Origin of the sequence: Collinsella sp. OM08-14AT (assembly GCF_003438115.1) — a bacterium.
Classification (GTDB): domain Bacteria; phylum Actinomycetota; class Coriobacteriia; order Coriobacteriales; family Coriobacteriaceae; genus Collinsella.
The window spans coordinates 1-12,087 of sequence record NZ_QSTE01000007.1 but is presented as its reverse complement, the minus strand read 5'-3'; the positions used below and the strand labels follow the sequence as shown (position 1 = coordinate 12,087).

Here is a 12,087-nt window from a genome sequence, read left to right as displayed (position 1 = left end):
GTCGACTAGCGCACGCGCTCGATCTCGACGCCGCAGCTTGCCAGGGGCAGGCCAACAGGAGCCCACGGCTTATCGAGCTTTATGCGCACACCAAGCAGCGAGGGATAACGGCGCAGCAGCATCTGGGCTGTCCCCTCGGCTGCCGCCTCGATGAGCTTAAACGTATGCTCGCGCAGATAGCCATCGACATCGTGGCACACCGAGCCGTAGTCAATCGAGGCGTCCAGGTTATCGTGCTCCCCCGCCGCGCGCAGGTCGGCATAGAGCACCAGAGAAACGATGAACTTCTGACCCAGCGCGTTCTCCTCGGGATACACGCCATGGTTGGCAAAAACCTCCAGGCCGTCAATGACAATACGATCGGCATGGCGCAAATCGTCATAGCTCACGTGAGGCACCGCCGTTGCGGTGGATATTTCGCCCCTTCCACGGCGGGCGAGCTCGGCGCCTTCGGTCTTGGTTGCATTCTCGGGCAGTTTCTTGTTACTCAACGCGATCGTCTCCTTCGTTTAGAACCCCGACCGCGCAAACTAACTACACGCGAATCGACAGGTTCTTTTTATCATCGCTCCAGTTGCAAGCGTTGCGCGCGGGGCATGCAAAGCAGGCACGCGACGCTTTGTCGGCTGCATAGAGCAGACGCTCAAGCGGTTGGCTGTTCACGCGCAGCTTTCGATGGCCCAGAATGGCCGTCTTAATGGCTGCGGCATCGGCCGGCTCAAACGCCACGTCATCGGGCATGCCGCCGAGAATCGCATCAGCGACGCGTTCGCTTGCAACATCATGGGATATACCCGATTCATACTGTTCATCTTTGCCGATATCGTGAAGAAGTGCTGTGGCGTAGATGACCTCGCGGTCAAATTCGAGCTGCTCCTCGAGATTCTTGATCCACATAATGCGCGCGACATCGAGCAGATGGTCAATACCGTGGCGGCAGAAGATGCGCCCCGATTCCAACTGTACGATGTTGCCCAGGTGCCGCCGGAACAGCCCGTTGGCACAAATGTAATCAATGCGAGGCATGGCACCAAAGGGGGCCAGGCCCGAAGCCATAAAGCCGCGACGCGACGTCCCCTCATCGGTCTTCGATGTAAAGTCGTTGACGACTCTCATGGTTAGCGGCCCAGCATCCTAAAGAAACGCTCCTCGAGCGCGGGATCGGTCTCAAAGACGCCGCGGCGAGCAAGCGTCACGGTCTTGGTGCCGGGCTTTTGCACGCCACGCATCGTCATGCACATATGCTCGGCCTCCATCAACACAATCGCTCCCTGGGGAGCGAGATAATCCATGAGGGCATCGGCAACCTGTGCGCACAGTTGCTCCTGCAGCTGAAGACGGCGGGCATAAACCTCAACCGTGCGGGCGAGCTTGGAAAGCCCAGCCACCCGACCGTTAGGGATATAACCAATGGCGGCCTTGCCATAAAACGGCAGCAGATGATGTTCGCACAGCGAGTAGAACGTGATGTCGCGCTCGATAACCAAATCGTTCGAAGCGACGGCAAAGGTTTTGGACAGGTGTTCCTCGGCACTCTGGTCCATACCGCCGGCGATCTCACCATACATACGGGCAACGCGCGCCGGGGTCTCCAGCAGGCCCTCACGAGTTGGGTCCTCGCCTATGCCCTCAAGCAACAGCTTAATGGCGGCCTCGACTTTTTCCTGATCGACCATCTGGGCCTCACTTTTCCGATTTCACGTTCGCGCTATGGTACCACGCCCTCCGGCATCGACCACAAGCTACATAGTATGGGTCGAATAGACCGGATCATCACGCCAAAGTTCAACCGCATCACAAAGCGCAACGCCCTCGCGCTCAGCACGGGCGCGCGTAGCGTTCATATCGATCACGCGCTGGTTGCTCGAACCCCTAAAGCGCAGCGAGATATCGTACAGGTCCTGAACAAACGGGCCGTCCACCAGCATGTCAAGGCAGGCAAGGATGCGGTCCGTCACCTCGGTATGATGACGACCGCCCGGCATAAGCTCCTCGAGTACGTCGCCAGTAAAGCACCAAATGGTCTTTCCCGACCCCACTGGATAGGCCGCGCGAACACGCTCGACAAACTCAACGAGCCCCGCCTGATTCTCGGGCTCCATGGGCTCGCCGCCCAGAATCGTCAGACCATCGATAAAGGGATGATCGAGACTCTCGATAATCTTGTCCTCGACGGCACGATCGAACGGCTCACCCGCAGCAAAGTCCCACGCAACAGAGTTAAAGCAATTCTTGCACCCACGACGGCACCCGCTTACAAACAGAGAAGTACGAACGCCTTCTCCATCAGCAATGTCGAAATACTTAATGTTCGCGTAGTTCATAGGTAACTCTCCCGGGAGGCCGGGACATATCATCCCGTCCTCAAACATTCTCGGCCTGCGGCCTGCGAAACTGCGGGCGGGACGATATGTCCCGGCCTCATGCAAAGGGTAACTCAATGAACGAAGCGAACATCGAGCATAGGGTTCGAGGTCCAATAAAAACTGGGTTGCGGCTCAACCACCATCGCAAGTAAATCGCAGCTGCAACTCGACTTATTTCCGCTAAGAACTTCGAGGAGTGAGCAGACTGCGCGCTGCATCTCAGCTACATCAACTTGGCTGCCCTGTAGCGAGGCCCCGGACCTTTGCTCGATATGAGTTCCGCACGAACAGGAGGCGCCAGTGGCGCCTCCGTCGTGAGCCAGGACTGTCCGAAATAGCGAGTAAAGGTCCGGGGCCTCGCTACAGGGCAGCCTGGGATGGTTATTAGAGATGCAGCACGCGGTCGCGGATCTCCTCGGTTCGGCCCTGGTTCCAGAACTGGGTACCGATGTAGCCGCACGTACGACGAGCGACGTTCATTTTCTCCTGGTCGCGGTTGCCGCAGTTGGGGCACTCCCACACCAGCTTGCCATCGTCCTCAACAATCTTGATCTCGCCATCGTAGCCGCACACCTGGCAGTAGTCGCTCTTGGTGTTGAGCTCGGCGTACATGATGTTGTCGTAGATGTACTGCATCACGCGAATGACAGCCTTGAGGTTGTCCTGCATGTTGGGAACCTCAACGTAAGAGATAGCACCGCCCGGCGAAAGCTGCTGGAACATGCCCTCAAACTTAAGCTTATCGAAGGCATCGATCTCCTCGGACACGTGGACGTGATAGCTGTTGGTAATGTAGCCCTTGTCCGTCACGCCCGGGATAATACCAAAACGGCGCTGCAGGCACTTGGCGAACTTGTAGGTCGTCGACTCCAACGGCGTACCGTACAGCGAGAAATCGATATCGCTTTCGGCCTTCCACTCCGCGCACTTGTCGTTCATGCGCTGCATGACGGCCATGGCAAACGGCGTGCCTTCCTTCTCGGTGTGGCTGTGGCCCGTCATGTACTTGACGCACTCATACAGGCCGGCATAGCCAAGGCTGATGGTAGAGTATCCGCCCACGAGCAACTTATCGATCGTCTCGCCCTTCTTCAGACGCGCTAGGGCACCGTACTGCCAAAGAATCGGCGCGGCATCCGAAAGCGTGCCCATCAGGCGCTCATGACGGCACAGCAGAGCACGGTGGCACAGCTCAAGGCGCTCGTCGAAGATCTTCCAGAACTTGTCCATGTCCTGATGCGAGCTCAGCGCGACATCGGGCAGGTTGATGGTCACAACACCCTGGTTAAAGCGGCCATAGTACTTGGGTTTGGTCGGGTCATAGTTCAGCGCGTTGGCGACATTGTTAAAGCCGTTGCCCGAGCGGTCGGGCGTCAGGAAACTGCGACAACCCATGCAGGTGTAGCAATCGCCGTTGCCGGCGGTCTCGCCCTTCGACAGCTTGAGCTCGCGCATCTTCTTCTCGGAGATGTAATCGGGCACCATGCGCTTGGCGGTACACTTGGCAGCCAGCTGGGTCAGGTAGAAGTACGGGGAATTCTCGTGAACGTTATCGTCCTCGAGTACATAGATAAGCTTGGGGAATGCCGGGGTAATCCACACACCGGCTTCGTTCTTAACGCCCTCATAGCGTTGACGAAGCGTCTCCTCCACGATCATGGCAAGGTCGTGCTTCTCCTGGGGCGTACGGGCCTCATTGAGATACATAAAGACCGTCACGAACGGCGCCTGGCCATTGGTGGTCATAAGGGTCACGACCTGATACTGAATCGTCTGGACGCCGCGACGGATCTCGTCACGCAGACGGTCCTCAACGACCTCACGGACCTTTTCGGCAGATGCCGAAACACCGAGCTCCTCGAGCTCGCGGGCAACCTCGCCGCGAATCTTTTGACGGCTCACCTCAACAAAGGGGGCGAGATGGGTCAGCGAAATAGACTGGCCGCCGTACTGGGAAGAAGCAACCTGGGCGATAATCTGCGTCGCGATGTTGCAGGCAGTCGAGAAGCTATGCGGCTTCTCGATCAGCGTGCCCGAGATAACGGTGCCGTTCTGGAGCATATCCTCCAGGTTCACCAGGTCGCAGTTATGCATGTGCTGGGCAAAGTAGTCGGAATCGTGGAAGTGGATCAGGCCCTCGTTGTGGGCATCCACGATCTCCTGGGGCAGCAGCACGCGCTGAGTCAGGTCCTTGGAAATCTCGCCGGCCATGTAGTCGCGCTGAACGGAGTTGACGGTCGGGTTCTTGTTAGAGTTCTCCTGCTTGACCTCTTCGTTATTGCACTCGATCAACGACAGGATCTTGTCATCGGTCGTGTTCTTCTGGCGCTTCAGGCTCTGAACATAGCGATAGATGATGTAGTGGCGGGCGACCTCGTAGCAGTCGAGACGCATGATCTCGTCCTCGACCAAATCCTGGATCTCCTCGACCGAAACGGTGTGGCCCGCGTTCTCGCATGCCTCGGCGACGTTTTGCGCCGCATAAACCACCTGGCGGTCGGTTAGACGAGAGCTCTCCTCGACCTCCAAGTTTGCGGCGCGAATCGCATTGACGATCTTATCGATGTCAAAGACAACCTCGGTGCCGCTGCGCTTGATGATCTTCATCCTCTTGCCTCTTTCGCGTCGTAGTCTCATTGCGCTTCAGAGCCAAACGATGCCCGGCAGGGCTTGCCCCTGTCTTGCGGCGCCGTCGCGCAATCTGTGTTCTCGATAAACCATAGGTCCTCATGCGGACAATCCTCGCGGCCGATCAAGCGGCTCAAAGATCTATCCAAATGGGGCAAATAAGGTCCTCGTTCTCTGTCCGCCATCTATCATACGACAAAGAGGCATCTATATCCTGTATTCTTTTTTTAGTTCAAACACAACATATAGTGTTTCAGCAGGTCAAAGCAATTGGTCATTTTGCAGACGCATTAATTATGAGGGGTTCTTGGTAAGTCGGTAAAACGTTACCAACACGGCTACCTGCATGGCAGTTATAAAACCCCCTTAGTCAAGCCGCTGACAAATCCTACCAAAACCAAGCCGCTCACGCCAAAAGAATCCAAAAGATTATGCTTGACCAACATGTAGCGGTCGTGCCTTGCTGAGCCTCATGCAACCGCGGCACGAATCCTTGAAAGATATGTGTATGCAAACGGAGAAGATGAGAGTTTCCTCGGATGACTACTGAGAAGCATCCCGGAAGATCAAAAACTCGATATTAAAACTCGATATTTGGTGACGTATTTGGCGACCCATTTGGCGACCAAAACAAAACAGCCCAGAGGCTAAGCCTCTGAACTGCGAACATTTGGTGGGCGTTAGAAGATTTGAACTTCTGACCTCTTCCGTGTCAGGGAAGCGCTCTCCCCCTGAGCTAAACGCCCAAATGGAGCGGACAACGGGGCTCGAACCCGCGACCCCAACCTTGGCAAGGTTGTGCTCTACCAACTGAGCCATGTCCGCTTACGAGGATTAATCTTACGTGATGCCCGCATCCTATGCAAGAACTTTTTTTGAAAAGTTTTGCGACGCCCTCGCGAACCTCGCGAAGACATCAGCCGCCACGGAAGGTGTAGGCAAACGCAAGCTCGCCACAAGAGGCCCTTACATCTCACCGAGCATGATCCAGGCAGAGCTGTCCTGCGCGAGCCTACCGTCTACAAGCGGTGATGAGGTGAGCAGGACCCTACCCGCCGGCAGCTCCACGGGTGCTGCACCGAAGTTCGTCACACACGCCCAGCCGTTGTCGCGGCGATAGGCGATGACGCCGCCCTCAGCGCCCTCGGCGCCATCCGCAAGGCCGGTGCGCCCGTCAAGATCGAGCCACGCAAGATCGTTGGCGCACCCGCGCAGCTTGCGCCGCAGCCAGAGGGCGTCGCGATAGAACGCAAGCATCGATGCCGGGTCCGCTTCTTCCCTATCGGCAGCGTAATCGGAAAACCATGCAGGCTGTGGCAGATGGGGCGCCGCATCGGCGTCCGCCGGTGAAAACCCAAACGATCCGCCCTGCGCGGGATCGTCCGCTGCCACCCACGGCAGGGGCACACGACAGCCGTCGCGCCCCTTCTCGCGCTTCGGTCCGTGCGTATTGGTCGCAGTGGGATCTTCGAGTGCAGCCCACGGGATGTCAGCCACCTCAAAAAGGCCGAGCTCCTCACCCTGATACACGTATGCCGAGCCCGGAAGCGCCAACTCAAGCAAAAGGGCTGCCCGCGCGCGGCGCTCGCCGAGTTCACGGTCCTCGTCATAAGACGACCCGTCGCGTAAGAGCCAGTCGAGCGCAATCTGATGGTAGCGCGTCGCCTTGATTTGCGGCAGGGCATAGCGTGTCGCCACGCGCGGCACGTCGTGGTTGGAGAGTACCCAGGTCGAGGCGGAATCGGATTCGATGGCCGCCTTCAAGCCCTTCTCGATTGCAGCGTGCATGTCATCATAGGTCCAAGTGGCCTTGGCGAACTCAAAGTTGAATGTCTGGCCAAGCTCGCTGGGGCGTGCGTAGAGATACTGGCGCTCGGGCAGAACCCACGCCTCGGCAACGGCGCTGCGCGGCGGATCATAACGGTCGAACACGCGGCGCCACTCGCGATAGATCTCATGGACCTCGTTGCGGTCCCACAGCGGATGGGTGCCGTCCTCAACCATGTCATCGCCCTCGGCGAGATGCCACCGGTCGAGGTCATCGCGGTCGAGATCCTTGGCGAGACCGTGCGCCACATCAATGCGAAAGCCATCGACGCCTCGATCGCTCCAAAACGCCAGGACGTCGCAAAAGAACGCATGAACCTCGGGACACGACCAGTCAAAGTCCGGCTGCTCGGGCGTAAACATGTGCAGATACCACTGACCGTCCGCGACGCGCGTCCAGGCGGGGCCGCCAAAGTTGGCATTCCAATTGGTGGGAGGCAGCTCGCCGTGCTCGCCGCGACCATCGCGGAAGATATAACGGGCGCGCTCGGGTGATCCGGGGCCGGCGGCAAGAGCGGCTTTGAACCAGGGGTGCTGGTTGGACGAATGGTTGGGCACGATGTCGACGATAACCTTGATGCCGTGCGCATGAGCCGCAGCGATCATGTCATCGAAGTCGTCAAGCGAGCCGAGACGTGGGTCGACATCGCAGTAGTCCGCCACATCATAGCCGCCATCGACAAGAGGCGATGGGTAAAACGGGCTCAGCCAGATAGCCTCGATGCCCAGCTGCTCAAGATAGTCCATCTGCTGGGTAATGCCCGCGATATCGCCCAGACCCGAACCAGTCGAATCCTTAAACGAGCGCGGGTAGATCTGATAAATCGCGGCATCGGACATCCATGAGCGCGAAGAGGACTTTTCTGTAGCCATGGGATGAATCTCCCTTGCAACGAGGTTTTGCGAGATGCCCACGATGATACGCCCAAAGCTGACATTCACGGCAAACAACGCCGCAGCCACGCCCCAAACGCTCGCCCCCTCTCGGGCTCGAGCCTCCTGGGACGAATCGATCGATTAGTGAAAAGAACGGAAGACTTACTCCCCCGGCCACGACAGCGAGCGGGCTCCGGGTGCCCCAGGTTGCCGCGAAAGAGGAGGGAAGCGTACTTTATGTACGCGACCGACGATTGAGGGGCAAGATGGGGTGCCCGGGGCCCGCGCAGCGTCAACAAAAAACGCGGTTCGTTAGAACCGCGTAAGATAGTTGGAGCGGACAACGGGGCTCGAACCCGCGACCCCAACCTTGGCAAGGTTGTGCTCTACCAACTGAGCCATGTCCGCATATGTAAAACAAAACGGGCGCCGGAGCGCCCGGATGTTGCCTGGAGGCGAAGCCCGGATTCGAACCGGGGGTAAAGGCTTTGCAGGCCTCTGCCTTACCACTTGGCCACTTCGCCGAAAAAGGACCGCCTAAACGGTCCGGAAATGCAATGGAGCGGACAACGGGGCTCGAACCCGCGACCCCAACCTTGGCAAGGTTGTGCTCTACCAACTGAGCCATGTCCGCTTGCGGGTTATTAATTTACGCGAGTTGTCCAAAAGACGCAAGTACTTTTTTCAAAAAACTTGTCTGCCGCATGTTCTTAGTAGCTAAACGCGCTAAAGCGATTGGCTAGGCACACGATTCCAGCGCTCCGCTAAACAGCTTCACCATCTGCACGCGCGTGCCGGCGCCGTCCGTACGACGAGCAACCTCCACGTTATCGACGAGCATACGCATAAGCTTGATACCACGGCCGCGCTCCTCTGATGCGACCGGTTCGCTCGTTTCATCGATAGAATAGCCGGCACCTCGATCAAGCACCTCAACCACAACGCGATCGCTATAGGCCTGAACCGTCAGGACGCACCCGATACCGCCCGCATGGTCATAGGCATTACCCAGCGCCTCCCCCGACGCCAATGCGACATCGTAGCGCTCGTCACGGCGCAACGGAAGCGATTCAAGGAGTTCGGCGATGCGATGTCGGTAGTATGGAAGATTCTCGATACCCTGACGGACCTCGACGCTCTTACTCCAGCGAGGCAGCTCCCCCACCGGAATGGCGGGAATAGACTCCCGTGTCGGCCCCGCGACATGAAGAATATCGACAAGACGAGCAATCTCCAAAAAGCGAACAACTTCACCCGATGCATTGACGAGCGAAAGCAGGCCTTCTCGCCTCATGAGCTCACGAGCGCGCGTAAGCAGGAATGCCAAGCCCGTCGAATCGATAAAGCTAACAGCCTGACAGTTGATGACGACACGACGCACGCCGCGGCCAATCAAAGCATCCAACCGCCGACGCAGCGCAGGCACCGTGGCGATGTCGATATCGCCTGGTGGCGTCAAAACCGCTATGTCATTCCACTCATTCATACGACCATGGTTCCCCAAAAAAGCCCACTCGATGCATTCGTTTCCCCAACCGTACGGATTCAGCCCGACCAGCGTCGTCTATGAACGACCCCGTAAAAACTCAAGGGACACCAATGCAATGTCATCGTCCAGCGCCGATTCGGTAAATCGGTCAAGCTCGCCCAAGACCTTGCCGCAAATGCCCGACACGCCCTCACCCGAGACAGAGAGCAGAAGGTCGCGAAGGCGCTGCTCGCCAAAGAAAGCACCCGAGCGGTCACGCGCTTCGATTGTTCCGTCGGTGTACATAAATAGCATGTCACCAGGAGCGAACGTAAACACGCCTGTCTCGTACACCATGCTCTCAAAGGCACCGATTACCCCCGATTGGCATCCAAGCAGCTCGACCTCTCCCCCACGAGCCTCGCCGCCACCCAGCGGCATCGACTCTGGCCTGATGACCATGGTCGGAGGATGGCCCGCCGAACAATACGTTGCGCGTCCGGCTTTAAGGTCAATCTTGGCGATAAAGGCCGTCACGAACGTCTCGACCCTCGAAAAGCCCATAAGCATGCTGTTAAGGGAGCGTGCCATGCGGGCCGGTCCAGCGCCCTCCCAGGCATATGCCGTCAGGGCCGTCTTGACGAGTGCGGACATCGATGCAGCCTCAATGCCTTTGCCAGACACATCGCCCAGAATCATGACGGCGCAATCGTCGGGAAGACGGATGAGCGTATAGAAATCGCCGCCGACCAACGCCGAGTTCGTGGCCGACAGGTACACCGAATCGGCGGCGATTCCCGGAACATCCCCCAGTGAATTTCTCATGCCAATCTGGAGGGTCTGAGCGATATGGCGCTCCTCACGCTTTTGAGATTCGCCTTCATAGATCAGTTCAAAGTCATGAGCCAAGTGCACCAAGTAGTCATATTCAAGGTCATCAATCGGCTCTTGGCTACCATCACGAAGCAGCAGCGCACGCGTCGTCGGCCCCTTCGCAACAGAAGCAGGAACGATTGCGTCGTTACTGTGCTTGCCATCGCCCTCAGGGCGTGGGCGCCCCGCCTCGATGCCGGCGTCGACGTAGAGACCCTGGCAAGGCAGGCCATGCGCTCTAAGCCAGCCTCCCATAGGCATCGATTCGTCAACGCGAGTTATACGGACGTGTTTAAGGTCCTCGGCACTCGTGCCGCCCAAAACAGATGCCTCAAAGCCATCAGGGGCAGCCCCCAGACGTGCCGCTGGCGCCGTCGTGGAAAAGAAAAGCTTCTCGGGATCGTCCGGCAAAGCAACGCGACTGCCGCCTTCAAAATCTATGACGTAGGAATCCAGACTGGCGTCATACTCAATAGGGCAAAAATGGCAGTTGAGCATATTGCAGATCTCGGACGATACCGCCTGGGTAGCCGCGGCGGAATCGTCTAGAAAGGTAAACAACTCGTCACGCAAGACATTGAGCGAGCGGCCAAGCTCGGCCGTGCGACGGGAGCGAAGGCTCGATGCCATGCCGACCAGCTGGATAGACAGGTAATCGCAAATGACCTCGAGCACATTAACGTCATAGGCGAGCGGTGCCTGAGGGCGTTTCCAACCAACTTCCAGCACGCCAAGGATCTGCGTACCGTAAAAAACGGGAAGACAGATCTCGCTGCGGTACGGAGGCATATCCTGCATGCGCAACAGGTGCTTAGAACGATTGTCCAGATCCATGAACATACCGGAGGCGACCTTATCACCCTCAAGGTCCTGTTGAATCGACAAGCGACAGGCACGCGACTCACGAAGAACATACGTCGGAATGCCAGCGCCATACGGCAAAAACTCAGGCAGGTAGCTGTCGTACAGCTCCTTGGAAACACCGCGAAGTTTAAAACCACCGCTCTCAGAAAAATAGATAGCGGCACCCGAAGCATCGAGCGTTCCTACAAGCTGGTTCAAAACGGTATCAAGTAGGCTGGGCAGCTCATCGGAGCCCACGGTACTCATAATGACCGAGAGCGTGCCAGAGAGGCGCTTGTTCGCCACTCTAAGCTCCGAAAGCGCACGCTTGAGTTGCCGGTCGTGAGAATACTGTTCCTCGATACTGTGAAGCGCCACCAGGACACGTGGTGCGCGGCGCCCAAAGATGTGTGGAGGCGTTACGGAGCCCGCACGAACCAAGACGGGAATAAAAGAGCCGTCACTCAGCTTGAGCATCAGTTCGTTCTCGGAGCCATCAGTTTCAAATGGCAGACGATGTTCCGTCGCACGTTCAAAAGCGGACGAGTACAGGACGTCTTTAACATCTCCGCCGATGACGTCGGCGCGTTCCTCGCACATCAAACCAAGTAAGCGATTATTCACATGCAGAATGGTTCCGTCGAGCTCGCAGATGATGACAGCATCGCTCGTGATCTCGACTAGTTGGGCAACGTCTGCCCACTCGTTGCGTTCAAGCGTTTCCATCGTGGACCTCACCGTCTATCGGTAACAAAAAAGCCTCCGAAGAGGCTTCTCAAATGCGATGGTGTCGGAGGCGGGACTTGAACCCGCATGACCAAAAAGCGGTCACTAGCACCTCAAGCTAGCGCGTCTGCCAATTCCGCCACTCCGACATGCTATGTTGTTGATTCGCGGTTCGTTTTGTTGGACCCGCGCGTTCAACGAGGAAGATAATAACCTATGATTCGAGAACTGTGCAAGCACTTTTTTGAAAAAAGTTTACGAATTTGTAAATGCGCAGGTAGATCTGTATATCCGGTTCGGAATGTGGGCAGCTTCCCAGCGCGTCCTCGGGCATGCGGTACATTTTGATCCGCGCTTCGCGCTACAAAATGTACCGCCCCCTGCGGAATGCGCTGGGAAGCTGCCCCCATTCCGAACCTACGTTAACATGCTCCAGGCAAAGTTCCTAAACATATTCTGGGGCTGATAAGAATTTAGTGG

Annotated in this window: 8 protein-coding genes and 6 tRNA genes; all 14 read right to left on the bottom strand. The window is 57.4% G+C overall.

Features of this window, described 5'->3' with window-relative positions; all coding sequences use genetic code 11:
• Positions 1-5 precede the first annotated feature (5 nt).
• Positions 6-491 carry a dihydroneopterin aldolase gene (gene folB, locus DXC18_RS05125; protein WP_055251396.1) on the bottom strand — a complete coding sequence of 162 codons (486 nt, stop codon included), beginning with the start codon at positions 489-491 and terminating at the stop codon, positions 6-8.
• 43 nt (positions 492-534) lie between these two features.
• Entirely contained in the window at positions 535-1,116 is a 582-nt protein-coding gene (locus DXC18_RS05120) for an HD domain-containing protein (RefSeq protein WP_172622418.1), read from the bottom strand.
• A 2-nt stretch (positions 1,117-1,118) separates the two neighbouring features.
• Positions 1,119-1,676: a GTP cyclohydrolase I FolE gene (gene folE, locus DXC18_RS05115; RefSeq protein ID WP_022094399.1), complete on the bottom strand. Its 558-nt coding sequence runs from the start codon at positions 1,674-1,676 to the stop codon at positions 1,119-1,121.
• Between the two features lie 66 nt (positions 1,677-1,742).
• The gene (nrdG, locus tag DXC18_RS05110) at positions 1,743-2,324 is read right to left on the bottom strand and encodes an anaerobic ribonucleoside-triphosphate reductase activating protein (RefSeq protein WP_117635452.1); all 582 of its coding nucleotides are present in this window, start codon (positions 2,322-2,324) and stop codon (positions 1,743-1,745) included.
• Positions 2,325-2,750: 426 nt separating this feature from the next.
• On the bottom strand, positions 2,751-4,973 hold the full coding sequence (nrdD, locus tag DXC18_RS05105; RefSeq protein WP_117583876.1) for an anaerobic ribonucleoside-triphosphate reductase: 2,223 nt from the start codon (positions 4,971-4,973) through the stop codon (positions 2,751-2,753).
• Positions 4,974-5,665: 692 nt separating this feature from the next.
• Positions 5,666-5,740, bottom strand: a tRNA-Val gene (locus tag DXC18_RS05100).
• Between the two features lie 3 nt (positions 5,741-5,743).
• A tRNA-Gly gene (locus DXC18_RS05095) sits at positions 5,744-5,819 on the bottom strand.
• Positions 5,820-5,960: 141 nt separating this feature from the next.
• Complete coding sequence (locus DXC18_RS05090) at positions 5,961-7,694, bottom strand: glycoside hydrolase family 13 protein (protein ID WP_233509014.1); 1,734 nt, start codon at positions 7,692-7,694, stop codon at positions 5,961-5,963.
• 335 nt (positions 7,695-8,029) lie between these two features.
• Positions 8,030-8,105: transfer RNA gene (locus DXC18_RS05085), tRNA-Gly, on the bottom strand.
• Positions 8,106-8,147: 42 nt separating this feature from the next.
• Positions 8,148-8,221, bottom strand: a tRNA-Cys gene (locus DXC18_RS05080).
• 34 nt (positions 8,222-8,255) lie between these two features.
• A tRNA-Gly gene (locus DXC18_RS05075) sits at positions 8,256-8,331 on the bottom strand.
• Positions 8,332-8,436: 105 nt separating this feature from the next.
• Positions 8,437-9,183 (bottom strand): anti-sigma factor antagonist, encoded by a 747-nt coding sequence (locus DXC18_RS05070; RefSeq protein ID WP_117641081.1) that lies wholly within the window; start codon positions 9,181-9,183, stop codon positions 8,437-8,439.
• A gap of 78 nt (positions 9,184-9,261) precedes the next feature.
• Positions 9,262-11,607: a GAF domain-containing SpoIIE family protein phosphatase gene (locus DXC18_RS05065; RefSeq protein WP_117716535.1), complete on the bottom strand. Its 2,346-nt coding sequence runs from the start codon at positions 11,605-11,607 to the stop codon at positions 9,262-9,264.
• Between the two features lie 59 nt (positions 11,608-11,666).
• Positions 11,667-11,756, bottom strand: a tRNA-Leu gene (locus DXC18_RS05060).
• Positions 11,757-12,087 lie beyond the last annotated feature (331 nt).

Excerpts from the sequence above, each read along its gene's own strand:
- nrdD (WP_117583876.1), bottom strand. The coding sequence starts at position 4,973 with ATGAAGATCATCAAGCGCAGCGGCACCGAGGTTGTCTTTGACATCGAT.
- DXC18_RS05090 (WP_233509014.1), bottom strand. The coding sequence starts at position 7,694 with ATGGCTACAGAAAAGTCCTCTTCGCGCTCATGGATGTCCGATGCCGCG.
- nrdG (WP_117635452.1), bottom strand. The coding sequence starts at position 2,324 with ATGAACTACGCGAACATTAAGTATTTCGACATTGCTGATGGAGAAGGC.
- DXC18_RS05120 (WP_172622418.1), bottom strand. The coding sequence starts at position 1,116 with ATGAGAGTCGTCAACGACTTTACATCGAAGACCGATGAGGGGACGTCG.
- DXC18_RS05070 (WP_117641081.1), bottom strand. The coding sequence starts at position 9,183 with ATGAATGAGTGGAATGACATAGCGGTTTTGACGCCACCAGGCGATATC.
- folE (WP_022094399.1), bottom strand. The coding sequence starts at position 1,676 with ATGGTCGATCAGGAAAAAGTCGAGGCCGCCATTAAGCTGTTGCTTGAG.
- DXC18_RS05065 (WP_117716535.1), bottom strand. The coding sequence starts at position 11,607 with ATGGAAACGCTTGAACGCAACGAGTGGGCAGACGTTGCCCAACTAGTC.